Source organism: Lacisediminihabitans profunda, assembly GCF_008040105.1.
In the GTDB taxonomy this organism is placed as follows: Bacteria; Actinomycetota; Actinomycetes; order Actinomycetales; family Microbacteriaceae; genus Lacisediminihabitans; species Lacisediminihabitans profunda.
Genome location: NZ_VRMG01000007.1, coordinates 70,754 through 95,575, shown reverse-complemented (window position 1 = coordinate 95,575; position 24,822 = coordinate 70,754). Strand labels below are relative to the sequence as shown.

20 protein-coding genes are annotated in these 24,822 nt (G+C 65.7%); 18 read left to right on the top strand and 2 right to left on the bottom strand.

All coding sequences use genetic code 11. The annotated features are described in order from the left end of the window. Positions 1–6: 6 nt before the first annotated feature. The gene (locus FVP33_RS09885; protein ID WP_147783500.1) at positions 7–1,134 is read right to left on the bottom strand and encodes a PQQ-dependent sugar dehydrogenase; all 1,128 of its coding nucleotides are present in this window, start codon (positions 1,132–1,134) and stop codon (positions 7–9) included. 3 nt (positions 1,135–1,137) lie between these two features. Next, positions 1,138–2,004, bottom strand: a complete 867-nt coding sequence (locus tag FVP33_RS09880) for a spermidine synthase (protein WP_147783499.1) — start codon at positions 2,002–2,004, stop codon at positions 1,138–1,140. A gap of 130 nt (positions 2,005–2,134) precedes the next feature. Between FVP33_RS09880 and FVP33_RS09875 the strand changes: the two genes are divergently transcribed. The 18 genes from FVP33_RS09875 (at position 2,135) to FVP33_RS09790 (ending at position 24,629) form a co-directional block, all read left to right on the top strand. Beyond that, positions 2,135–2,497, top strand: coding sequence for a group I truncated hemoglobin (locus tag FVP33_RS09875; protein ID WP_147783498.1), 363 nt, complete (start codon positions 2,135–2,137; stop codon positions 2,495–2,497). A gap of 665 nt (positions 2,498–3,162) precedes the next feature. Continuing rightward, on the top strand, positions 3,163–6,672 hold the full coding sequence (gene rpoB / locus FVP33_RS09870) for a DNA-directed RNA polymerase subunit beta (protein ID WP_147783497.1): 3,510 nt from the start codon (positions 3,163–3,165) through the stop codon (positions 6,670–6,672). Positions 6,673–6,744: 72 nt separating this feature from the next. After that, the gene (locus FVP33_RS09865; RefSeq protein WP_147783496.1) at positions 6,745–10,626 is read left to right on the top strand and encodes a DNA-directed RNA polymerase subunit beta'; all 3,882 of its coding nucleotides are present in this window, start codon (positions 6,745–6,747) and stop codon (positions 10,624–10,626) included. 395 nt (positions 10,627–11,021) lie between these two features. Beyond that, a complete protein-coding gene (locus tag FVP33_RS09860) occupies positions 11,022–12,692 on the top strand; it encodes a GspE/PulE family protein (RefSeq protein WP_147783495.1) in 1,671 nt (556 codons plus the stop codon). A gap of 46 nt (positions 12,693–12,738) precedes the next feature. After that, positions 12,739–14,307 (top strand): type IV pilus twitching motility protein PilT, encoded by a 1,569-nt coding sequence (locus FVP33_RS09855; RefSeq protein WP_281289381.1) that lies wholly within the window; start codon positions 12,739–12,741, stop codon positions 14,305–14,307. Beyond that, the gene (locus FVP33_RS09850; RefSeq protein ID WP_187270657.1) at positions 14,307–15,536 is read left to right on the top strand and encodes a type II secretion system F family protein; all 1,230 of its coding nucleotides are present in this window, start codon (positions 14,307–14,309) and stop codon (positions 15,534–15,536) included. The genes FVP33_RS09855 and FVP33_RS09850 overlap by 1 nt, the downstream gene beginning before the upstream one ends. A gap of 11 nt (positions 15,537–15,547) precedes the next feature. Continuing rightward, entirely contained in the window at positions 15,548–15,973 is a 426-nt protein-coding gene (locus FVP33_RS09845; RefSeq protein WP_147783494.1) for a type IV pilin protein, read from the top strand. A gap of 163 nt (positions 15,974–16,136) precedes the next feature. Beyond that, a complete protein-coding gene (locus tag FVP33_RS19985) occupies positions 16,137–16,607 on the top strand; it encodes a type II secretion system protein (protein WP_147783493.1) in 471 nt (156 codons plus the stop codon). A 110-nt stretch (positions 16,608–16,717) separates the two neighbouring features. Beyond that, a complete protein-coding gene (locus tag FVP33_RS20095) occupies positions 16,718–17,194 on the top strand; it encodes a type II secretion system protein (protein ID WP_281289380.1) in 477 nt (158 codons plus the stop codon). Positions 17,195–17,344: 150 nt separating this feature from the next. After that, positions 17,345–17,737, top strand: coding sequence for a hypothetical protein (locus FVP33_RS09830; protein ID WP_147783492.1), 393 nt, complete (start codon positions 17,345–17,347; stop codon positions 17,735–17,737). Beyond that, entirely contained in the window at positions 17,734–18,327 is a 594-nt protein-coding gene (locus tag FVP33_RS09825) for a prepilin-type N-terminal cleavage/methylation domain-containing protein (RefSeq protein WP_147783491.1), read from the top strand. The genes FVP33_RS09830 and FVP33_RS09825 overlap by 4 nt, the downstream gene beginning before the upstream one ends. Further along, a complete protein-coding gene (locus tag FVP33_RS09820) occupies positions 18,318–19,943 on the top strand; it encodes a bactofilin family protein (protein WP_147783490.1) in 1,626 nt (541 codons plus the stop codon). The genes FVP33_RS09825 and FVP33_RS09820 overlap by 10 nt, the downstream gene beginning before the upstream one ends. 1 nt (position 19,944) lies before the next feature. Beyond that, positions 19,945–20,766: a prepilin peptidase gene (locus FVP33_RS09815; RefSeq protein ID WP_246142280.1), complete on the top strand. Its 822-nt coding sequence runs from the start codon at positions 19,945–19,947 to the stop codon at positions 20,764–20,766. Between the two features lie 34 nt (positions 20,767–20,800). Further along, positions 20,801–21,847 carry a type IV pilus assembly protein PilM gene (gene pilM / locus FVP33_RS09810; RefSeq protein ID WP_147783488.1) on the top strand — a complete coding sequence of 349 codons (1,047 nt, stop codon included), beginning with the start codon at positions 20,801–20,803 and terminating at the stop codon, positions 21,845–21,847. Further along, on the top strand, positions 21,844–22,509 hold the full coding sequence (locus FVP33_RS09805) for a hypothetical protein (protein ID WP_147783487.1): 666 nt from the start codon (positions 21,844–21,846) through the stop codon (positions 22,507–22,509). Before pilM ends, FVP33_RS09805 begins: the two co-directional genes overlap by 4 nt. A gap of 1 nt (position 22,510) precedes the next feature. Then, complete coding sequence (locus FVP33_RS09800) at positions 22,511–23,218, top strand: hypothetical protein (RefSeq protein WP_147783486.1); 708 nt, start codon at positions 22,511–22,513, stop codon at positions 23,216–23,218. Positions 23,219–23,282: 64 nt separating this feature from the next. Continuing rightward, positions 23,283–24,110, top strand: a complete 828-nt coding sequence (locus tag FVP33_RS09795; protein WP_147783485.1) for an ABC transporter permease — start codon at positions 23,283–23,285, stop codon at positions 24,108–24,110. A gap of 9 nt (positions 24,111–24,119) precedes the next feature. Then, on the top strand, positions 24,120–24,629 hold the full coding sequence (locus FVP33_RS09790) for a DUF6121 family protein (protein WP_147783484.1): 510 nt from the start codon (positions 24,120–24,122) through the stop codon (positions 24,627–24,629). Positions 24,630–24,822: the final 193 nt, after the last annotated feature.

The following is a 24,822-nucleotide window of genomic DNA, read 5'->3' as shown; positions in this document are numbered from 1 at the left end:
TCGAGGTTAACCCGAGGACACGGGTGCGAGGCGCAGCTCGATGAGCTTGTCGTCACCCTGGTGGGGAGTTCCCCGGCCGTCGGTGTTGTTGGTGAGTAGCCAGAGCGTGCCGTTCGGTCCTGGCACGACGTCCCGCAGTCGACCGAAGGTGCCGCCCAGGAAGGCGACGGGCGGCGCCGAGGTGGCGGGGGAGACCGCCCAGAGCCGCTCGCCGCGCAGCGCGGCCAGAAAGAATGTGCCGTCGACGAAGGCGAGTCCGCTCGGGCTCGCGTCGGAGGTCGGCCACTGGTAGAGCGGATCCACGAAGCCCGACTTGCCGCCGATGCCCTCCACGATGGGCCAGCCGTAGTTGGCTCCTGGCTCGATGCGGTTGAGTTCGTCCCAGGTGTTCTGGCCGAACTCGGCCGCCCAGAGCTGCCCGGTGGCATCCCAGGCGAGGCCCTGAGGATTGCGGTGCCCCATCGAATACACGAGTGAACCGCGGGTGGGATTGTCGGCCGGCACCCCGCCGGTCGCCGTCATCCGCAGGATCTTGCCGTTCAGCGACGACGGATCCTGCGCGCGCGACGGTTGTCCGGCGTCTCCGACCGTGGCGTAGAGCATGGAGTCCGGCCCGAACTTGATTCGCCCGCCGTCGTGGTTGCCGGCCTTGGCGAGCCCATCGAGCACGGTCTGTGGGCTGCCCAGCGAATACGCCCCGGGCGAGCCGATCAGCGGCATCCTCTCGATGCGGTTGTCGGATGCCGTGGTGAGGTACGCGTAGAGCCAGGTGCGGTCGGAGCTGCGCAACATCTCGAGCCCGAGCAGGCCGCCCTCGCCCTGATGGACCACCCCGGCCACGACCCCGACCTCGCGCAGTTCGCCCGCGGCGGTGAGTTCCCTCACCGTGCCGCTGTCCCGCTCGCTGATCAGGGTGGAATCGGAGTCCCCGAGTCTCAGGATCGACCACGGAGCGGCGAGCCCCTGGGCGAGGATCCGCGGTTCCCCGACCGGCTGCACAGGGCCCGCCTGGGCGCTGCTCGTGGCCGTGGGGGCGGGCGGCAGGGGAGTCGGCGAGGGGGACGGGGCCGTGCAGGCAGTGAGCGCGAGGCATCCGGCAGCCGCGGCGGCCAGCAGGGGCATTCCGCGACTCATCGGCTAGTCCCCGCGGGTGCCGACCTGGAAGATGTTCTTCGACGGTGGCGGGGACTGCACGGCCGTGTCGTCGGTCACGATGGCCGCGCCGGCGATCCAGTTGCGCAGCTCCGACCCCTCGACCACCTTGGAGGGATGCGGCCCGCCGGCGAGCAGGCGCGGCATCCACTCGAGGGGGAGACTCTCACGCGATCCCACCAGCACCACGTTGCCGAATCGCCGGCCCTTGAGGATCTGCGTCTCCGCGAGCGCGGCGGCGTGTCCGGTCGCGGCGAGCACGGTGGCCGCCTGGCCGCGGGCGAACGCGAGCCCCGGGCCGTCGGCGACGTTGACGACGATCACGCCGCCCGGTGTGAGCAGAGAGACGGCCTCCCGGTAGAACTCCAGGCTCGTCACGTGGGCCGGGGTTCGGGCGCCGCTGAACACGTCGACCACCACGAGATCGACCTGGCCGCGCAGGCCGCCGGGCAGGCGCCCGAGCACCTCGCGCGCGTCGCCGTGGCGCACGCGGATCGATGCGCCGCGGGGCAGCGGCAGCGTCTCGCGAACGAGGTCGACGAGATCCGTCTCGATCTCGATCACCTGCTGGCGCGAACCGGGGCGTGTCGCCTCGATGTAGCGCGGCAGCGTGAAGGCGCCCGCTCCGAGGTGCACCGCGGTGATCGGCTCGCCGGGCATCCCCAGCTGGTCGATCACGTGACCGATGCGCTGGATGTATTCGAAGAAGAGTTGGGTCGGGTCGTCGAGGTTCACGTGGGATTGAGGTGTACCGTCCACGACGAGGGTGTAGCTGCCGGGCACCCAGCGGTCGGCCTCGATGACCGCGCGATAGCCGCTGAGAGCGAGGATCACGGATGCCGGTTCTGTCACCCTTCGACCCTGCCACAGAACTCCCGGCCCGGCACCCCGGACGGGTGGCCCCTTTAGTGGGGATTTGTCATAAAACACCCCTTGGGGCACAATCGACGCTGAGGAAAAATTATGGGTTCGCGGGGGCGAGATGAGTTTGTACGACCAGCTCGGCGGCAAGCCCGGGATCGGGCGGCTTGTCGCTGACTTCTATGCCCGCATCAGCTCCGATCCCGGGCTCGACCAATGGTTCGCCCGCGCCGACCACACCAGGTACCGCGCCCAGCTTCGAGCGTATTTCGCGGTCTCGCTCGGTGGCCCGGAGGAGTACCGAGGCGGCGACCTGCGCACGGTGCACGGGGACATGGGTATCTCGCGGGCGGCGTTCGACACGGTGATCGATCATCTTTCCGCCGCGCTGGTCGCGGTGGAGGCCGATCCCGATGTGGCCCGAAAGGTGACCAGGGAGCTTCGCTCCCTGCGCGCCATCGTGGTCACGCCCCCGGGGAGCTAGGCCCGCCCACGCGAACGGAACTCGTCGGTGCTCGCTCGCGGCGGGGGTTGCGCCGTCGCGGCGGGAGTTGCACCCCCGGCCCGACTCGCGTCTCACCCTGGCGGCGGGGATACCGCATCGCGGCGGGGGTAACGCCTCCCTCCGCCGTGCAGTTTCCCCGCCATCGAGGGACACAACTCCCTCCGCGAGGGCGGCAGCATGCCGCGCCCCGCCCCGCGCTCAACCGGGGCCAACGCGGACAACCGGGGCCAGCACGCCGGCCCCGATTGGCCGCAGACGCCCGGTTCGCGCCGCGCCGCGCCGCTCCGCCCCGCCGCGCCACCGCCCCGCCGCGCCACCGCGCCACCGCGCGACCGCGGCGAGCCACCGGGCAGGCGGAGCCAACGAGCGGGCGCGACGACAGCTACCGGGCCGGTTACGCGCGTGACTCCGGGGCGCTCCCGGCCCGAAATCGCCGGTTATACAGGAAATTTCGAAACTGGTCAAGAACATAGTGGACTTTTTGCCGAGGAGCGTACTATAGTTGTTCTTTGCGCTCCCAGAATTTCTCTGCCTTCATATTGCGGTCGGCTGCGCGTGCCCGAGGCTCAAGCCCTTTCGGGTTCTCTGGGGCGATCCATCACCGACTGTAACTGGCCCCTGTAAGGCCACCGGAGGTTATTTCCTTGGCTGTTGCGCGCAACGCATCCACCTCGAACTCATCGAAAAACGGATCTCCCAAGAACGGTCGCTCAGCTGAGCGTCTCTCGTTCGCGAAGATCACGGACACCCTGACGGTTCCCGATCTGCTCGCTTTGCAGACCGAGAGCTTCGACTGGCTTGTCGGAAACGACATCTGGAAGGAACGCGCTGCAGAGGCCAAAGCCTCCGGCCGCCAGGACCTTCCGTCGCTCACCGGCCTCGAGGAGATCTTCGAGGAGATCTCCCCCATCGAGGACCTCGGCGAGACGATGCAGCTGTCCTTCACCAATCCCTTCCTCGAAGAGAAGAAGTACTCGATCGACGAGTGCAAGGAGAAGGGCAAGACCTACTCCGCTCCTCTCTATGTCGAGGCCGAGTTCATGAACCACCTCACGGGCGAGATCAAGACCCAGACGGTGTTCATGGGCGACTTCCCCCTGATGACCCCCAAGGGCACCTTCGTCATCAACGGAACCGAGCGCGTCGTCGTGTCGCAGCTCGTCCGTTCCCCCGGTGTCTACTTCGAGCGCCAGCAGGAGAAGACCTCCGACAAGGACATCTACTCCGCCCGCATCATCCCGAGCCGCGGTGCGTGGCTCGAGTTCGAGATCGACAAGCGCGACCAGGTCGGCGTGCGCATCGATCGTAAGCGCAAGCAGTCGGTGACCGTGTTCCTCAAGGCGCTCGGACTCACGAGCGAGGAGATCCTCGAGGAGTTCAAGGGTTATGCCTCGATCGAGCTCACCCTCGAGAAGGACAACATCCTGACCAAGGATGAGGCGCTCAAGGATATCTACCGCAAGCTCCGCCCGGGAGAGCAGGTCGCCGCCGAGGCCGCCCGCGCGCTCCTCGACAACTTCTACTTCAACTCGAAGCGCTATGACCTCGCGAAGGTTGGTCGTTACAAGATCAACCGCAAGCTCGGCATCGACGCGCAGCTGTCGAACTCGGTGCTCAGCCAGCAGGACATCCTGGCGACCATCAAGTACCTGGTGGCCCTGCACGACGAGCGCAAGACGCTCGACGGTGTGCGCGACGGCAAGCCCGTCGAGTTGCGCCTCGACGTGGACGACATCGACCACTTCGGCAACCGTCGCATCCGCGCGGTCGGCGAGCTCATCCAGAACCAGGTTCGCACCGGGCTCTCCCGCATGGAGCGCGTCGTTCGCGAGCGCATGACCACGCAGGACATCGAGGCGATCACCCCGCAGACCCTGATCAACGTGCGCCCCGTCGTCGCCGCGATCAAGGAGTTCTTCGGCACCTCGCAGCTCTCGCAGTTCATGGACCAGAACAACCCGCTCGCGGGTCTCACCCACAAGCGCCGCCTCTCGGCGCTTGGCCCGGGTGGTCTGTCCCGTGAGCGCGCCGGCGTCGAGGTGCGAGACGTTCACCCCTCGCACTACGGACGCATGTGTCCGATCGAGACCCCGGAAGGCCCGAACATCGGTCTGATCGGTTCGCTCGCATCGTTCGCGCGCATCAACTCCTTCGGTTTCATCGAGACCCCCTACCGTCGCGTCATCAACGGTGTCGTCTCCGAGACCATCGACTACCTCACCGCGAGCGAAGAGGACGAGTACGTGGTGGCCCAGGCCAACGCGCCGCTCACCGCCGACGCCCGCTTCGCCGAGCCCCGTGTGCTCGCTCGTAAGAAGGGTGGAGAGGTCGACCTCTTCCTCATCGACGAGATCGGCTACATGGATGTCTCGCCGCGCCAGATGGTGTCGGTCGCGACCTCGCTCATCCCGTTCCTCGAGCACGACGATGCCAACCGCGCCCTCATGGGTGCGAACATGCAGCGCCAGGCCGTCCCGCTGCTGCGCAGCGAGTCGCCGCTCGTCGGAACCGGCATGGAGGGCTACGCGGCCATCGACGCCGGAGACGTGATCACCGCGGATGCTGCGGGTGTCGTCTCCGAGGTGTCGGCCGATGTCGTCACCATCCAGCTCGATGCCGGTGGCACGCAGGACTACTACCTGCGCAAGTTCGACCGCTCCAACCAGGGCACGTCGTACAACAACCGTGTCATCGTCAGCGCCGGCGAGCGCATCGAGGTCGGCCAGGTTCTCGCGGATGGACCGGCGACGGAGAATGGCGAGCTCGCGCTCGGCAAGAACCTCCTCGTGGCGTTCATGCCGTGGGAGGGCTACAACTTCGAAGACGCGATGATCCTGAGCCAGAACCTGGTGAAGGACGACACGCTCTCCTCGATTCACATCGAGGAGTACGAGGTCGACGCGCGCGACACCAAGCTGGGCAAGGAAGAGATCACTCGCGACCTGCCCAACGTGAGCCCGGAGCTGCTCGCCGATCTCGACGAGCGCGGCATCATCCGCATCGGTGCCGAGGTTCGCCCCGGCGACATCCTGGTCGGAAAGGTCACGCCGAAGGGCGAGACCGAGCTTTCCGCCGAGGAGCGCCTGCTGCGCGCCATCTTCAACGAGAAGAGCCGCGAGGTGCGTGACACCTCGCTCAAGGTTCCCCACGGTGAAGCCGGAACGATCATCGGCGTCAAGGTGTTCGACTCGCAGGACGGCGACGACGAGCTCGGCTCGGGCGTCAACCAGCGCGTTGTCGTGTTCATCGCCCAGAAGCGCAAGATCACCGAGGGCGACAAGCTCGCCGGCCGCCACGGCAACAAGGGCGTCATCTCCAGGATCCTGCCGGTGGAGGACATGCCGTTCCTCGCCGATGGAACCCCGGTCGACATCATCCTCAACCCGCTCGGTATCCCCGGTCGAATGAACTTCGGCCAGGTGCTCGAAACCCACCTCGGTTGGGTGGCGAAGCAGGGCTGGGAGATCAAGGGCAACCCGAAGTGGGCCGCCAAGATCTCGGATGAGGCCAAGTCGGCCGCCCCGGGCACCAAGGTTGCGACCCCGGTGTTCGACGGCGCGCTCGAGGCGGAGATCGAGGGTCTCCTCGACTCCACCACCCCGACTCGCGACGGCGACCGCCTGATCGACTCGACCGGAAAGACCCAGCTCTTCGACGGCCGCTCTGGCGAGCCGTTCCCGCTGCCCGTCTCGGTCGGCTACATGTACATCCTCAAGCTGCACCACCTCGTCGACGACAAGATCCACGCGCGTTCGACGGGCCCGTACTCGATGATCACGCAGCAGCCGCTGGGTGGTAAGGCGCAGTTCGGTGGACAGCGATTCGGTGAGATGGAGGTCTGGGCCCTCGAGGCCTATGGCGCCGCTTACGCGCTGCAGGAGCTTCTGACCATCAAGTCGGACGACATCCTCGGCCGAGTCAAGGTGTACGAGGCGATCGTCAAGGGAGAGAACATCCAGGAGCCCGGAATTCCGGAATCCTTCAAGGTGCTCATCAAGGAAATGCAGTCGCTGTGCCTGAACGTCGAGGTGCTCTCGGCGGATGGGACGGCCGTGAGCCTGCGCGACACGGACGACGAGGTCTTCCGTGCTGCGGAAGAGCTCGGAATCAACATCTCCACCAGGTTCGAGAACTCGTCGATCGACGAGATCTAGGCCCGGCCCCGCGCGCAACGCGCCGACATCGACTCATTTTTAGCTGTACCTGTTAGAAACTCAGGAGATAAATTGCTCGACGTAACAACGTTTGATGAGCTCCGCATTGGTCTCGCCACCGCCGACGACATTCGTCGCTGGTCGCACGGTGAGGTCAAGAAGCCCGAAACGATCAACTACCGCACACTCAAGCCAGAGAAGGACGGCCTCTTCGGAGAGCAGATCTTCGGGCCGTCCCGCGACTGGGAGTGCTCGTGCGGCAAGTACAAGCGAGTGCGCTTCAAAGGCATCGTCTGTGAGCGTTGTGGAGTAGAGGTCACCAAGTCCTCCGTCCGCCGCGAGCGCATGGGCCACATCGAGCTCGCCGCGCCCGTCACTCACATCTGGTACTTCAAGGGTGTTCCGAGCCGTCTCGGTTACCTCCTCGACATGGCTCCGAAGGACCTCGAAAAGGTCATCTACTTCGCCGCCTACATGGTCATCTCGGTGGATGAGGCCGGTCGTCACGACGACATGCCCGGCCTCGAGAACGAGATCCGTCTCGAGATCAAGGAACTGGAAGCCCAGCGCGATGCCCGCATTGCCGACCGCCTCCAGCGCCTCGAGACCGACCTCGCCGCGCTCGAAGAGGAAGGCGCCAAGGCCGACCAGAAGCGTCGCGCCAAGGACGTCGCCGAGAAGGAGATGGGCCAGGCCCGTAAGTCCTTCGACGAGCAGATCGCCCAGCTGGAGCGCGTGTGGGAAGACTTCCGCACCCTCAAGGTCGGCGACCTCAAGCCGGAAGACTCCGTCTTCCACGACCTCCAGGACCGTTTCGGCGTGTACTTCGAGGCGTTCATGGGCGCCGAGGCCATCCAGAAGCGCCTGCAGGCCTTCGACCTCGCGACCGAGAGCGACGACCTGCACGACCAGATCGCGAACGGCAAGGGTCAGAAGAAGATCCGCGCCATCAAGCGCCTGCGCGTGGTGAACTCGTTCCTCCAGACCGGCAACTCGCCGGCCGCGATGGTGCTCGAGGTCGTTCCGGTGATCCCGCCGGAGCTGCGCCCGATGGTGCAGCTCGACGGTGGACGCTTCGCGACCTCCGACCTCAACGACCTCTACCGTCGTGTGATCAACCGCAACAACCGACTCCGCCGCCTGCTCGACCTCGGTGCCCCCGAGATCATCGTGAACAACGAGAAGCGCATGCTGCAGGAGGCCGTCGACGCACTGTTCGACAACGGTCGTCGCGGTCGCCCCGTCACGGGTACCGGCAACCGCGCCCTCAAGTCCCTGAGCGACATGCTCAAGGGCAAGCAGGGTCGTTTCCGCCAGAACCTGCTCGGAAAGCGCGTCGACTACTCCGGCCGTTCGGTGATCATCGTCGGGCCGCAGCTCAAGCTCCACCAGTGTGGTCTGCCCAAGCAGATGGCACTCGAGCTGTTCAAGCCGTTCGTGATCAAGCGCCTCATCGACCTCAGCCACGCTCAGAACATCAAGAGCGCCAAGCGCATGGTCGAGCGTTCGCGTCCGCAGGTGTGGGACGTGCTCGAGGAGATCATCCGCGAGCGCCCGGTGCTGCTCAACCGCGCACCAACCCTGCACCGCCTGGGCATCCAGGCCTTCGAGCCTCAGCTCGTGGAGGGCAAGGCCATCCAGCTTCACCCGCTCGTCTGCGCGGCGTTCAACGCCGACTTCGACGGTGACCAGATGGCAGTGCACCTTCCGCTGTCGGTCGAGGCCCAGGCCGAGGCGCGCATCCTGATGCTCGCATCGAACAACATCCTCAAGCCGTCGGACGGCCGACCGGTGACCCTGCCCACCCAGGACATGATCATCGGCCTGCACCACCTCACGACGCTGAAGAGCGACGTCGTCGGCGAAGGCCGCGCGTTCTCCTCGGTGGCCGAGGCGATCCTCGCGTTCGACCAGCACACGCTGAACATCAACGCGAAGGTGCGCATCCGCCTGTCGGATGTCGTCTTCCCCGATGACGCGGTGCCCGCCGGATACGAGGCTGGCAAGCCCGTGCTCGTCGAGACGACCCTCGGTCGCGCGCTCTTCAATGAGACGCTCCCGTCGGACTACCCGTACGTCGAGGCCGTCGCCGACAAGGGCCAGCTCTCCGCGATCGTCAACGATCTCGCCGAGCGGTACCCGAAGGTGGAGGTCGCCGCAGCGCTCGACCGCATCAAGGACGCCGGATTCCACTGGGCGACCCGAAGCGGCGTCACCGTCGCGCTCTCCGACATCCTCACGCCGCCGACCAAGCGCGCGATCATCGAGGGCTACGAGAAGCAGGCCGCCAAGGTGCAGACCCAGTTCGAGAAGGGCCTCACGACCGACGCCGAGCGTCGCCAGGAGCTCATCGAGATCTGGAACAAGGCAACGGCCGAAGTCGCCAAGGCGATGGAAGACAACATGCCCGAGGACAACAACATCAACCGCATGGTCACCTCCGGTGCCCGTGGTAACTGGATGCAGGTTCGCCAGATTGCGGGTATGCGTGGACTGGTGTCGAACCCGAAGGGTGAGATCATCCCGCGTCCGATCATCTCGAGCTACCGCGAAGGACTCTCGGTTGCCGAGTACTTCATCGCGACTCACGGTGCTCGCAAGGGACTGGCCGACACCGCGCTCCGCACGGCAGACTCCGGATACCTCACCCGTCGTCTCGTGGACGTCTCGCAGGATGTCATCATCCGCGAGGACGACTGCGGCACGTCCAAGGGCCTCGACCTCGTGGTCGCGACCGTGGGTGCCGATGGCGTGCTGATTCGCGACCCCAACGTCGAGAACTCGCTCTACGCCCGCAGCCTCGCCGAGGACGCGGTCGACGCCAAGGGCAAGGTCATCGCCAAGGCCGGAGACGACGTCGGAGATGTGCTCATCCAGGAGCTCATCGACAACGGAATCACCCAGGCCAAGGTGCGCTCGGTGCTCACCTGTGAGTCCGCCGTCGGTGTGTGTGCTGCCTGCTACGGCCGCTCGCTCGCGACCGGCAAGCTCGTGGACATCGGCGAGGCCGTCGGCATCATCGCGGCCCAGTCGATCGGCGAGCCCGGTACTCAGCTCACGATGCGTACCTTCCACACCGGTGGAGTCGCGTCCGCTGACGACATCACCCAGGGTCTGCCCCGCGTCACCGAGCTCTTCGAGGCTCGCACCCCCAAGGGTGCGTCCCCGATCGCCGAGGCCGCCGGAAAGATCACCATCGAGGACACGGATCGCAGCCGCAAGCTCATCCTGACCCCCGACAACGGTGACGAGCCGATCGCCTACCCGGTGCTCAAGCGCGCGACCCTGCTCGTGGAGGACGGCCAGAACGTCGTCCTCGGCCAGCAGCTGCACGTCGGTGCGATCGACCCGAAGGAAGTTCTTCGAGTCCGCGGCGTGCGCGCCGTGCAGATCCACCTCGTCAGTGGTGTGCAGGGCGTCTACCGCTCGCAGGGTGTGCCGATTCACGACAAGCACATCGAGGTCATCGTTCGCCAGATGCTCCGCAAGGTCACCGTGGTCGACCACGGCGACACCGGGCTGCTGCCGGGTGAGCTCGTCGACCGCCTGAAGTACAACGAGCTCAACCGCTCCGCGCTCACCGAGGGCAAGAAGACCGCATCCGCTCGCCAGGAGGTCATGGGTATCACCAAGGCATCCCTCGCGACCGAGTCGTGGCTGTCGGCCGCGTCGTTCCAGGAGACCACGCGTGTTCTCACGCAGGCCGCCATGGAGGGCAAGTCCGACCCGCTGATGGGCCTGAAGGAGAACGTGATCATCGGAAAGCTGATCCCCGCCGGGACCGGCCTGCCGAAGTACCGCAACGTCTCCGTCGAGGCGACTGAAGAGGCGAAGGCCGAGCGCTACCCGAACCGCATCTTCACGGATGATTCGACGTTCAGCGAAGCGGACCTCTCGTTCGTCGACTTCGACAGCTTCTCGTCGGACGACTACACGCCGGGAACGTACAACTAAGTAGCAACGCGGATGGCCCCTCACCTCGGTGGGGGGCCATCCGTGGTTAACGGCCCCGGCATCCCTCCCCGTCGCGTTTCCTCGCGGCCGCAGCCTCGCGGAGGGAGTTGCGGCGCCGCGCGGCGGGGAAACTGCGTGGCGGAGGGGGGCGGGACTCCCTCCGCGATGCGGTATTCCCGCCGCGAGCTGGTGAGGGCGCCCTGATGAGCCGGCGAAACAGGGTGCCCGGATGCGCGGGCTAGGACAGGATGGACGCCTCTCCGGACGCGGCCCGGCGCACTGCTGCCCCCCTATCGCGGGACTGTTCGGGCCAGCGACACCCGGATAGCGTTGACCTTCCGGGGGAAACGGTTGTCGTTTGATATCCCGTCCAGCAGATTGGGAAGGGCGCGGGAATGTCCTCAGTTGCAGAAATTCTGATCATCCGCGGCCTCATGCCCATCGAGAGCCTCGACGCGATCAGCGGCGATCAGGCGCGGGATGATCTCCAAATCTCAGAGCTGATCAGCCAGGGCGTGCTCACCGACGTTCAGGTGGCGTCGGCCCGGGCGGCCCATGCAGGGCTGCCGTTCGTCGAACTCGTCGACTACCCGATCGATCGCACCGCGGTGGCGATGGTCTCCGCCGCCCTCTGCCGGCGTCACGATATCTTGCCGCTCACGCTCCAGGGCGACTCGATAGTCGTGGCGATGGCCGACCCGGGCGACGTCTTCGCCCTCGATGACATCAGGGCCGCGACGCGCATGCGGGTCTCCGCCGTGGTCGCCGAACGCCAGGACCTGCGCAACGCCATGAACCGGCTGCTGCGGGCCGACGGCGAACTGAGCGACCTCCAGTCGGTGCTGGAGGAGGAGAACAGGCCATCCGCCGAGATGGTGCAGGTGACCAACGAGGCCCTCGAAGACGACGCGCCGATCGTGCGATTCGTCAACCTGCTCATCAGCCAGGCCATCCAGGACCGAGCGTCGGACATCCACATCGAGCCGGGCGAACACGAGGTTCGGGTGCGCTACCGCATCGACGGGGTGCTGCACGAGATGCAGCGCGCGCCGAAGCAGATCCAAAACGGCGTGACCTCCCGCCTCAAGATCATGAGCGACATCGACATCGCCGAGCGACGCAAGCCGCAGGACGGCCGGCTCTCGGTGATCCACGGTGGCCGCAAGGTGGACCTCCGGGTTGCCACCCTCCCCACCGTGTGGGGCGAGAAGGTGGTCATGCGAATCCTCGACAACTCGAGTTCGAGCCTGAACCTCGACGACCTCGGGCTGTTGCAGCACAACTTCGACGTCTACAAGAAGTCCTACACCAAGCCCTACGGAATGATCCTCGTCACCGGTCCGACCGGTTCTGGCAAGTCGACGACGCTCTACACGACGCTCAACACCGTGGCGAAGCCCGAGATCAATGTGATCACCGTCGAGGACCCGGTGGAGTACCGGATGGCCGGCATCAACCAGGTTCAGGTGAACCCGAAGGCCGGCCTCACGTTCGCGAGCGCCCTGCGCTCCATTCTGCGATCGGACCCGGATGTGGTGCTTCTCGGCGAGATCCGAGACCACGAGACCGCGCAGATCGCGATCGAGGCCTCGCTGACCGGCCACCTCGTGCTGTCGACCCTGCACACGAACGACGCCCCGAGCGCCGTCACGCGACTGACCGAGATGGACATCGAACCGTTCCTCGTCGGCTCGGCGCTCGATTCCGTAGTGGCCCAGCGACTCGCCCGCCGACTCTGCGATCGCTGCAAGGAGTCGTACACGCCGGTGGCGACGGAGATCGCGGCCCTCGGGTTCTGGATCGACCCGGACCAGCCGGTCCCGCTGCTCTACCAGCCGATCGGCTGCCAGGTCTGTTCCAACACCGGCTACCGCGGCCGGATCGCCATCCACGAGATCATGGCCGTGAGCGAGGAAATCGAACGCCTCGCGGTGAGACGCGCGTCGAGCGCGGAGATCAAGAAGGTCGCGATGGCCGAGGGAATGCTCACTCTGCGCCAGGACGGCTGGGCCAAGGCGCAGATGGGGCTCACGTCCATCGAAGAGATCCTGCGCGTCGTGGCCTAGTGGCGAGACGACGGTCAACGAAGTGAGTACCGAGGGGGAGAACAGGGTGGACAAGCCTATCTACGAGATTCCGGTGATCGGCCCGGGCGGCGAGCCGATCGTGCCGCCGAAGTCATCGCCGGTCGACTACCCGCCGCCGGGGGCTCACTCGTTCCGCCTCACGGAGCCCCAGTCGGCATCCGCCCCCCCGCAGCAGCCCCCGGCGCACGCTTACGCGCCGCCCGCGCCGGTGACCTACCCGCCGCCCGCTGCCGCGACCTACCCGCCGCCGAGCCAGGCCTTTCCGCCGCCCGCACCCGAGGCTCGCGCCTACACGCCTCCGACGCTTCCGCCCTACATCTCGCCGGCCGACACGCTGGAATCGCTTGCCGAGGAGGTGCTCGCCCAGCTGCCGCCGCCCGAGTACACCGCGCCCCCCGAGGACTATTCGCCGGGGGGCAGCAGCTCGCACGCTCCCCGCGAGAACGCGGATCCCGACCTGGTCTATGCGCTGCAGCAGGTCGTGCTTCTGGGTGCGTCCGACCTCCATCTCACGAGCAACGCCCCGCCCATGATCAGGATCGACGGTGGGCTGCGGCCCATCGAAGACGCGCCCGTCTGGGGCCGCGAGCGAGTCGCCAACGCGATCATGACGCTCCTGACCCCGCAGCAACAGGAGAAGTTCGAGACGGAACTCGAGCTCGACCTCGCGTACACGATCTCGGCCAACGCACGATTCCGGGTCAACGTCTACCAGCAGCGCGGGGCCATCGGCGCCGCCTTCCGCCTCATCCCCACGGTCGTCAAGTCCCTCAAGGAGCTCGGCATCCCCGAGGTCGTCTCGAGGTTCGCGGATCTGGCTCGTGGGCTCGTGCTCGTCACCGGCCCCACGGGTTCTGGCAAGTCGACGACCCTCGCGGCGCTCATCGATCTGGTCAACCGCAACCGGGCCGACCACATCGTCACCGTCGAAGACCCCATCGAGTTCATGCACAAGCACCAGAAGTCGGTGATCAACCAGCGCGAGGTCGGGTCGGACACCCACAGCTTCGCGAACGCCCTCAAGCACGTGCTGCGGCAGGACCCCGACGTGATCCTCATCGGCGAGCTCCGCGACCTCGAGACCATCTCGGTGGCGCTCACCGCCGCGGAGACCGGCCACCTCGTGTTCGCGACCCTGCACACCCAGGACGCGTCGCAGACCATCGACCGCGTGATCGACGTCTTCCCGCCCCACCAGCAGGGGCAGGTGCGGGCTCAGCTTGCCGCGACCCTCAACGGGGTCGTCTGCCAGACGCTCGTCAAGCGCGCATCCGGATCCGGTCGGGCGGTCGCCACGGAGGTGATGATGGCCACGCCGGCCATCGCCAACCTCATCCGCGAGGGCAAGACCTACCAGATCCCGTCGGCCATGCAGGCGGGACGCGAACTCGGAATGCACACGATGGACCAGCACCTTGCCGATCTGGTGAACTCCGGCATCATCACCCATCAGGCGGCGCTGGAGAAGGCCCACGACCGAGACGGCATCAACCGGCTCATCCAGCGCGTCGAGTCACCCACCGAAGCGTCGGGCCGCGCGCTCGCGTCCGGCGGCATCGACTTCGGCGACTCATTCTCAGGGGAGGCTCGCTGATGTCGAACGCACAGGCCTTTGCCTACACCGGCCGCAACACCGCGGGAAAGCTCGTCAAGGGACGGCTGGATGCGCCGAACGAGGCCGCGGTCGCGTCGCGGCTTCGCGGGATGGGGGTGTCGCCGGTCACCATCACGGAGTCGGCGGGGGGCACCGGTCTTCAGCGTGACATCGTGATTCCCGGCTTCACCAAACAGGTCACTTTGAAGGACCTCGCGATCATGTCCCGTCAGATGGCGACCATGATCGGGTCGGGTCTGTCCCTATTGCGCACGCTCACGATCCTCGCCGAGCAGACCGAGAGCAAGCCGCTCACGAAGATCCTGGAGAGGGTGCGAGACGACGTGCAGACGGGCATCTCCACCTCCGACGCGTTCGCCCGGCACAGCGATGCCTTCCCGCCGCTCATGGTCAACATGATCCGCGCGGGCGAGACCGGCGGCTTTCTCGAGGGCGCACTCGGGTCGATTGCGACAAACTTCGAGAAGGAGGTCAAGCTCCGCGGCACCATCAAGTCGGCGATGACCTATCCCGTGATCGTTTTGATCATGGCGATCCTCGCGGTCATCGCGATGCTCGTGTTCATCGTTCCAGTCTTCAAGACGATGTTCGAGAGCCTGGGAGGCAAGCTGCCACTCCCCACGATGATGCTCGTCTACCTGTCGCAATCGATGGTCTACGTCATCCCGATCCTCGCGGTGAGCGGCATCGCCTTCGCCATCTGGTGGCCGCGCAACAAGAACACCGAACGAGTGCGTAAGGTTCTCGACCCGATCAAACTCAAGCTACCGGTGTTCGGACCACTTCTGAAGAAGATCGCGGTGGCACGATTCAGTCGTAACTTCTCGAACATGATCAGCGCCGGCGTTCCCATCCTCCAAGCGCTCAACATCGTGGGGGAGACCTCCGGCAACTGGGTGATCGAGTCGTCACTCAGGGAGGTCGCCGAGTCGGTGCGTCAGGGTCGCTCCATCGCCGCGCCGCTCGCCGAGCAGCCGGTGTTTCCGGCCATGGTCACCCAGATGATCGCGGTGGGCGAGGACGCCGGCTCGCTCGAGATGATGCTCGACAAGATCGCCGACTTCTACGACCAGGAGGTGGAGGCGGCCACCGAGCAGCTCACCGCCATGATCGAGCCCCTCATGGTGGCCTTTCTCGGCGTGGTGGTCGGTGGCATGATCGTGGCGCTCTACCTGCCGATCTTCAACATCGCGACGCTGATCAAGTAGGAGAATTCACGATGTCCTGTCTGAAATGCGCGCCTGCTGCGCGACGCAGGACTCTCCGGGAGGGAAGCCAGGGGTTCACCCTGATTGAGCTTCTTGTTGTCGTCCTGATCATCGGCATTCTCGCTGCCGTTGCCCTGCCGGTGTACATGAGTCTTCAAGGGAACGCCAGAGACAGTGCTGCCAAGTCCGATCTAGCCGGAGCGAAGACCGCGGTCATCGGTTACGAGACGGACAAGCGTGCATTCCCGACCGCAATCGACGGGGCGACGTTGGGGCGTTATGGCTACACCTCGACCACGGTCGATTGGAGCACATCGCTGGCCCCCTCCACGGGTACGTCATTCTGCCTCGTAGCGACGAGCTCGACCGGCAACAAGTTCTATGCGACCGACGTGCTCGGGGTCGGCGCCGAAAATGTCGCTCCGGCAGGCTGCTAACGGCCGCTTCTACGTGCCTCCAACTGGGGGCGCAAAAAGCGATATATCCCCCTCATCGGGGGTGTGTCTATCGCCAGCACAATCAATACCATCGCTACTGGGGGGATGAGAAGCCGACCTTCTATCCCGAATCAACCATTCCCGATAGAAAAGGACAAATCACATGATTACTCGCATCAATCGTGCCCTCAACGCACGCCTGGCGCTGCGCAAGAACGATGAGGGCTTTACCCTGATCGAGCTTCTCGTCGTCGTCATCATTATCGGCATTCTCGCGGCGATCGCCATCCCGGTGTACCTGGGCATCCAGAACAACGCCAAGGACAGCGCCGTGAAGTCGGACGTCTCGAACGCGAAGACCGCAGTCGTGGCTTCTGCGACGGACAACAACGGCACGATTCCTGCCGCCCTGACGGCCGCCGCCCTGCTGCCCAAGTATGGTTACGTCGCTCCGGCGGCTACCGGCAACTACGCAGCGCCCGGTTCCATCCCCGTCATCACGGTCGGTGCCTCGGGGGCCTTCTGCGTTTCCGCCAAGAGTGTGACCGGGACGCTGGTTGCCGCAAGCGACCTCTCGGGCGTCGTATCCAGTGCGACGGCCGGCTGCACGGCCGCCGGGGTCTTGATCCCGTAATAACCACGTCTTGGGCTTGGGACGGTGCACTTGACCGCCCAAGCCCAATTCAACCCGATCCACCTTGTTGACATACATCCATCCATCTTTCTCCCGAAAGGGGCGGTTTCATGAACACTCGTATTAACCGTGCATTGGACGCACGTCTGAAGGCACTGCGCGAGGGCGAGAGCCAGGGCTTTACCCTGATCGAGCTTCTCGTCGTCGTCATCATCATCGGCATTCTCGCGGCGATCGCCATCCCGGTGTACCTGGGCATCCAGAACAACGCCAAGGACAGCGCCGTGAAGTCGGACGTCTCGAACGCGAAGACCGCAGTCGTGGCTTCTGCGACGGACAACAACGGCACGATTCCTACCGACCTGACGGCCGCCAACCTGCTGCCCAAGTATGGTTACGTCGCTCCGGCGGCTACCGGCAACTACGCAGCGCCCGGTTCCATCCCGGTCCTCACGGTGGGCGCCGCCGGGGCCTTCTGCGTTTCCGCCAAGAGTGTGACCGGGACGCTGGTTGCCGCAAGCGACCTCTCGGGCGTCGTATCCAGTGCGACGGCCGGCTGCACGGCCGCCGGGGTCTTGATCCCGTAATAGTCACCGTCCTGCGACTCGGGCAGCCTCGCAGCTACTCGAGTCGCAGGCCACGGCGACAGGCAAATCTTCGCCACTCGAGCTTGAGCAAGGGGAGCCATGAGAGAGACCCGAAGTCTCCGCGATGTTGACGGTGGTAATGAGCAGGGCGTGGGAATCATCGAGATTGTCGTCGCAATGCTGCTCCTGGCCCTTCTTCTCCTTTCCTTCGCTCCGGTGCTCGTCAACACAATCAAGCTCAGTGCCCGGAATACGACGATCGCCACCGCCACGCAGATTGTCAGCCAGCAGATCGAGTCAGCTCGTGCGGTGAGCACACAGTCGTCGACCGCAACGAAGTGCTCAGATATCGCGGGCTTCATTGCGATTACCCCAGCGCCAGTGGTTGACCCCCGGGGGGTCACCCTGCAGCCGGTCTGGACCGCAATCACGTGCCCGTTGATTTACCCAGGCGTCGTGAAAGTGCGTGTGTCGGTGACCCAGCCGGGCTACCCCGCCGCCACCGCTTCCGCGACAACCCTGATTCTGGTGACGGCGCCATGACGCAGAAGCGGGGTGCCAGTGGAGGCGGGGACGCCGGGTTCACGCTTGTCGAGCTGATCATTTCAATGCTGCTCTCCCTCGTCGTGCTCCTTATCGCCGGCGGAGTGCTCGTGAGCGGGCTGTCGACCCAGCAGACGGTGAAGAGCGTGACGAGCGCCGCAACGGTGGCGCAACAGATCGTCAGGTCGGTACAGTCGGGCGTCCGCAATGCGTCCGCCGTCACCGTGATCAGCAACACGACGACTGGCACGCAACTTCTAATCGCCCGCGTCATTGGAAGCGACCCGGCTTCCACTGCCTCGTCCTGCCAGGCATGGTATTACACCCCCGCAAACGGCGGCGCCGTGTATACGAAGCGAACGACGCCCGCCTCGGTGATCACCCTGCCGAGCGGCGGGCCGCAGGGAGTCTGGACGCTTCTCGGCGTCGGGGTAAGCCCCATCGCCGTCACCGGGAATGTCTTCACTGCCCCTGCCGGCTCGCGCGTAGACCTCACCTTCAATGTTGCGGCCGATTCCCACCCCTACGTCAAGATCACGACCACCACCTACACCCCTCAAACACCGACGGTGAGTTCACCATGTTTCTAGCCGATAGATTCCGCGAGGTAGCGAACGAGGAACGCGGGGCCGCGCTGCTTGCGGCAATAGGGCTGACGGCGGTGGCCGCGATCATCGCCGTGACCGTGACCTCGACCTCCCTCTACGCGGTGGGCTACAGCACCTCCATGCGGTCGGGAGTGCAGGCGCAGGCGGCAGCGGAGGCCGGAGTCGACTTCGCGGCGGCCAGCCTCGGGCTCCCAGCAGCGGTCTGCCAGCCCCAATACTCGAGCACGACTGAACCAGTCTTCAGCGTGGCTGTCTCTTACTCGACCCTCGTAACCTCTCCCGGTGACATCGACACCTCCTGGGTGAGCGGGTGCCCGACCACCACCGCGGTGCAGCGATTGAAGCTCGTCGCCACGGGAACGGCGACTTCACCCGGAGTCGCGGGCAACTCCTCCGGAAACACCCGCCAGGTCGAGGCGATCTACCAGTACACGCTCACCGCACCGCCCTGGCTGACCGCGACCGGGGCGTCGATCTACTCCTTCTCGCAGACCGACTCGACGGTGAACAACCTCACGCTCACTCAGGCGGGAAATATCCTGCCGACGATCCAATACCTGTCGGGAAGCGTCGCCTGCACCTCGGGCTCCACAATCAAGGGAAACGTCATCCTCGGGTCTGGCGGGGCGTCCCTGGCGAGCGGATGCATCATCAACGGTGACCTGTACGCCTCGGGCACGATCAGCCTGCAAAACTCGCGGGTCAACGGCAACGTGAGCGCGTCGACAGGAACGTATCCGTCGGTCTCGCTCAGCAACTCTGCAATCGTCGACGGAAGCGTCTTCGCCGCGGGGCCCGTCAAGATCCAGGGGGCAATCGGAGGGGGCATCGTCGCGGGACCCACCGGAGGCGGCTCAGTGATCTCCAACGGCGCGACCGTTGGCGGCTCCGTGGTCGTCGCCGGAACAGTCTCGAACGGCGGTGCCGTCACCGGCACCATCACCCAGAACCAGACCGGCATGGTGGCTCCGACGGTGCCCTATGTGCCGGGATGGGTGGACTACCCGTACGCGATCACCGACTGGCCGGGATTCACAGAAACGACCATCTCGGGCAGCAGCTGCAGCGGGTCAGGCTTCACGACCGCCATCACCACGCTGCTCGCGTCCCCGACGCCACACGTGCTCAACGCCGTCTCCTGCGCGCTCGACTTCACAGCCCTGAGCTCGGTGCAGAGCATGAAGAGCGATCTCGTCATCATCGGCAATTCGTTCAAGCTCGGTGGCAACGACTTCGAATCGTCCGACCCGGCGGTCGATCACAAGCTGTGGTTCATCATTCCGGACCGCGGCGTCACCAACAACCACGTGCCGGACTGCCCCAGCGGCGGCGCCTTCACGATGACCAACAACGTCGACATCGGCGCCCACGTCGCCGCCCTGATCTACTCGCCCTGCCCGATCACCAACTCGGCCGATGTCTGGCGCGGCCAGATCTATTCGAGTTCCACCAAGACCGCCAATGCCTTCACGCTGGACTATGTCCCGATCGGAATTCCTGGGGTGGACTTCTTCAAGGGGACCAACGCCGGGGAGACGCCCACCCCGCCGATCGCCACCGTGGGATCGCGCATGTTAATTCGGACCCTTGCAGGTTAGCGTGGCAGTTTTCGTCGGCGTCTTCGGCGCACTCATCGGGTCCTTCCTCAACGTGGTGGCGTATCGAGTTCCGCTCAGGCTCTCCATCGTGTCGCCGCCGAGCGCGTGCCCGCACTGCTCCGCGCCCATCCGTGGCTACGACAACATGCCCGTCATCTCGTGGCTGGTGCTGCGCGGCAAGTGCCGCGACTGTCAATCGCCCATTTCGGCGCGTTACCCGCTCGTCGAGGCGGGCACTGCGGTGTTCTTCACCGTCGTCGCGCTCTGGTTCTGGCCGAACGTCGCTGCCAGCGGGTCCGTGGGCACGGCGGCCGCCGTCGCCGCCGGCCTCGCGTTCGCCGCCTTTCTCTACCTCGCGGCAGTGAGCGTGGCGCTCGCCCTCATCGATATCGACACCCACACCCTGCCCAATCGCATCGTGCTGCCGAGCTTCCTGGTCGGCGTCGTCTTGCTGGGTGCCGCGGCCGTTCTGGGGTCCGACGTCGGTGCCCTCATTCGCGCCGCCATCGGGTCGGCGGCCCTCTTCTTGGCCTACGCGGCCATGGCGTTCGCCTACCCGGGCGGAATGGGGCTCGGCGATGTCAAGCTTGCCGGGGTGCTCGGGCTCTTCCTCGGCTACCTCGGCTGGGGCCAGCTGGTCGTCGGCGCGTTCGGCGCATTCATCATCGGGGGTGTGTTCGCACTGGGCCTCGTGATCTTCCGTCGAGCGAATCGCAAGACCGGGATTCCGTTCGGGCCGTGGATGCTCGCCGGAGCTTGGCTCGGCGCGCTCGTAGGTGCGCCGATATCGCTCGGTTATCTGGCATTATTCGGATTGGCGTAGCCCGCAGCAGCGGGCGGGGGAACATGGGGCAAAAATGGCAAGCAGCGTAGTTGGGGTGGACATCGGAAGCACGTCGGTGCGTGCCGTCGAGGTGAGCACGTCGAAGTCGAAGCCGACCCTCGTCCGTTTCCTCGAGATCCCTTTGCCAGAGGGGGCCGTGAGCCGCGGCGAGGTGATCGAACCGCACACCGTCGGCGCCGTCATCAGGCGGATCTGGTCGACCGGCGGGTTCAAGAGTAAGAACGTGGTGCTCGGCATGGGCAACCAGCGCGTGCTCGCGCGTGACCTCACGGTTCCCAAGGCCTCGCTCGCGCACATTCGAGAGGCCCTTCCGTTCCAGGTGCAGGACATGCTCCCCGTGCCCGTTGCCGACGCGCTGCTCGACTTCTACCCCATCTCAGAGTCGATGACCGAGAGCGGTCCCGTCGCGCACGGTCTGCTTATCGCCGCCATCAAAGATGCCGTGCTCGGAAACGTCAGGGCCGTGCAGCAGGCCGGCCTCAACCCGCTGGATGTCGACCTCATTCCCTTCGCGCTGAGCCGTGTACTCATCACGCGCCCGAAGTTGAAGGGCACAATCGTGTTGATCGACGTGGGCGCCAACGCGGCCAGTGTCGTGATCGCCGTCGACGGCGTGCCCCAGTTCGTACGCATCATTCCGGCAGGCGGGAACGACCTGACGCAGGCGCTCAGTGTCAGGCTGGAGATCGATGCTGCCGAGGCCGAAGACCTGAAACGGAGACTCGGCCTCGCTGCCCAGGTCGCGACAGTACAGGAGCGCAGCGCGGTCGAGATCATCTACGAGGTGACCGGCGAACTGCTGGGAAGCCTCAGAAACACGATCAACTACTTCATGAATCTTCGTCCCCAGGAACCGATCAGCACGATCCTGCTCACTGGCGGGGGCGCGCAACTCGTCGGGTTCCCGCAAGCGCTGGCCGAAATGACGAAGCTTCCGGTCGCCGAGGCCGACCCGTTCGCCACGATCGCGGTGGGCCGCGCTGTCAACAAGGACGAATTGCATCAGAGTGGCGCCTCGCTGACCGTCGCGCTCGGACTCGCGCTGGGAGGTATGGCATGAGCGGCACGGCGAAGTCCCAGGCGCTCGAAGTCGGCGGGGAGGCCCGGGCAGACCTGTTGCCGCCGGAACTCCGGCAGCAACGCAAGGCCCTCGCGACGCGTCACCGCCTCTGGGCGGCCACCGCGGTGCTGGTGGTTCTGGTGATCTTGGGCACGGGTCTTGCCGCCCTCCAAGCCTTCCAGGTGAATTTAAGCCTCGCCTCGGAACAACAGACGACGTCGACCCTTCTGGCGCAACAGAGCAAGTACATCAAGGTGCGAGCCGTGCAGGATGAGGTGGGAATGGTGCAGGCGGCCCAGGAGGTGGGTACCTCGACCGAGATCGACTGGCAGGCGTATCTCAACCAGGTGCAGGCGACCCTACCGGCGAACGTGACGCTGACGTCGGTGACGATCGAGGCGGGTACACCGCTGCAGTCCTTCACTCAGTCGGCGGTTCCACTGCAGGGTTCTCGCGTCGCGACGCTGAGTTTCGTCGCCACAAGCGAGACCCTGCCCGAGGTCCCCGCCTGGTTGGACTCGCTCACCACGCTTCCGGGGTACACGGATGCCTCCCCCGGGAACGTCACTCGCGAGGGCGACGCGGGGGCCTACACCGTCAACATCACGATGCACATCAGCGAGGCCGCCTTCACAAAGCGCTTTGCAGCGAAGGGGAAGTGACGTGGACAGGAACAGACTCTGGATCATCGGAACGGTCGCCGTGATGCTCGTCGTCGTGGTGGCGGGCTGGTTTCTCGGAATCCAACCCCAGCTGAACGCCGCGAGCGCCGCGAGTCAAAACCTCACGACAGTGAAGTCGCAGAACGCCGCGAGCGAGCGCCAGCTCGTCGCGCTGAAGAGCGACTTCAAGGGAATGGGCGAACTGACGAAGAAGGTGACTTCCCTGCGAAAGTCGGTTCCGTCGAGCGCGCAACTGTCGACGTTTGTGACCGAAATCGACTCGCTGTCGAGCCAATATGGAGTGGCGGTGAAGACGATTACCGTGTCCGACGCGAAGGCGTACACGCCGCCCGTGACAGTCGTGGCTCCGGCTCCCGGAGCGACGCCGAGCCCGACGCCGTCTCCCTCGGCGAGCGCTGCCCCCGTGGTCGTCGGTCCGGTGGCTCCCGAGGCGCCGGCGCTCGTCACGAACCCGAAGATCACCGCGGCGAATTTCATCGCGATTCCGATCGATGTGGCGATCAGCGGGCCGTATTCGAACGTACTCAACTTCGTCAAAGGCCTGCAGACCGGCCAGCGGCTCTTCCTCGTCACGAACCTGACGACTGCGCCTCCGTCGACCAAAACCGCTCAGGGGGTGGAAGCGACCGTTAAGGGACTCGTCTACGTGCTTCTCGCGCAGGGAACCAGCACGGCGGGCACCAAATAGCACGGGCATTGCTAGGCTGACCTGACCGTTAGGGATGGCCTAGGGGCCCGTAAGGAGCGACACCATGAGCAACGAGACACCGGCGCCCGAGGGCGTTGAAAACCGGCACGTCGCTGCACCGAACGACGAAATCGTCGTTCCGGAAGAGGATGTCGTGGAGGAAGACGCGATCGACCCGCAGCCCGAGCCGCTCGTGGAGCCCGTGCGCGCCACGAGCCACGTGAGCGAGGTGCCCGCGGAGGTTCTCGCCGAGCCCGTCGCCGCGGAGCCCGTCACAGAGGTCTCCCCAGAGCCGACCACGGTCGTCGGGACGCCGCCGGCGCAGACCATCTACGTGACCGCCCCGGTCGAGCCGCGCAAGAAGGGCAACCGCGGCTTCGGCGTGCTCATCGGGCTGCTGTCCACCATCATTTTCGCCGCGCTGTACGCGCTCATCGTCGCGCTCATCGAGACCGCGCGCACCGGTGTGTCGTCGTTCAACTTCCTCGGCGCGATCGAGTTCTACGTGCCCGCGCTGTTTTTCCTGCTCGGGTTCATCATCCTGGCGCTCCTCGCCAACCGCGCCAACTGGTGGGCCTACATCCTGGGCAGCCTCTTCGTGGGGCTCCTCGTCTACTTCGGCACGGTCGGCACCGGCCTGTTGGTGGGCGGAATCGTGCTGGAGACGCCGTCCGGTGCGACCCGCCTCTTCGGCCAGGCACTGACCAACCCGCTCGTGATCGCCGCGGCGCTGCTCGCTCGCGAGGTCACGCTCTGGGCGGGAGCGGGCATCAGCGCCCGCGGACGCCGCGTGAAGGTGCGCAACGTCGAGTCGCGTGCGACCTTCGAGCGCGAGTCGGCCGAGCGACGCGCGGAGTACGACGCAGCGAATGGCACGCGCGACTACGTCTAGACCACTGGCATGGCAGTAGACCGTCGGTACGCGAGCATCGTCGCGATCTTCGCGAGCGTGCTGTTCGCGGCGCTCGCGATCGCCGCGAGCGGCCTGATCAGTCTCTTCGCCGACCGCGAGGTGCTCACCGAGACGGATGCCGGCCCGCTCGTGGCGCCCATCATGTTCGTGGTCGCGACGGCGGCGCTCTTCGCGCAACTCGTCGCGGCCGCCACGAGTCCCCGGCGGCGGGGGATCGGCGTCGCCCGGGCGATGGTGATCGGCGCGGTGGTCTACCTCGCCTTTCTCCTGTCCGGTGCCATCATCTACGCGCTCGGGTCGGGTCGGCCGCTGCGCGGCATCCTGTTCCTTGCCGCGAACGCGATCGGCCCGTTCGCGGCGGCCGTCGGCCTGCTGGCGGCGCTCGTCGCGCTGCTCTATCTCATCCTCATGTCCTACCGGCAGAGCGGCGGGGCCAGCCGAACCCCGCGCTGGCCGTGGGAGGACCGCGACGACCGTGACCGCGAGGAACGCGACTGAGCACGTCCGCCCAGACTGAAAACGCAGGACAATTGTCGCCATTGCCCTCTTTCCGGCCGGTGAGAGCGCGCCACCGGCCGATTCTCCTGCGTTTTCGAGGGTGGCCGGATGGGACTTTTGCCCGGGAAGGGCAGCCCCCGGCAGAAGTGCGTGCGCCCAGCGCGAACTCGCCCACGATCATTTGACCGGGACC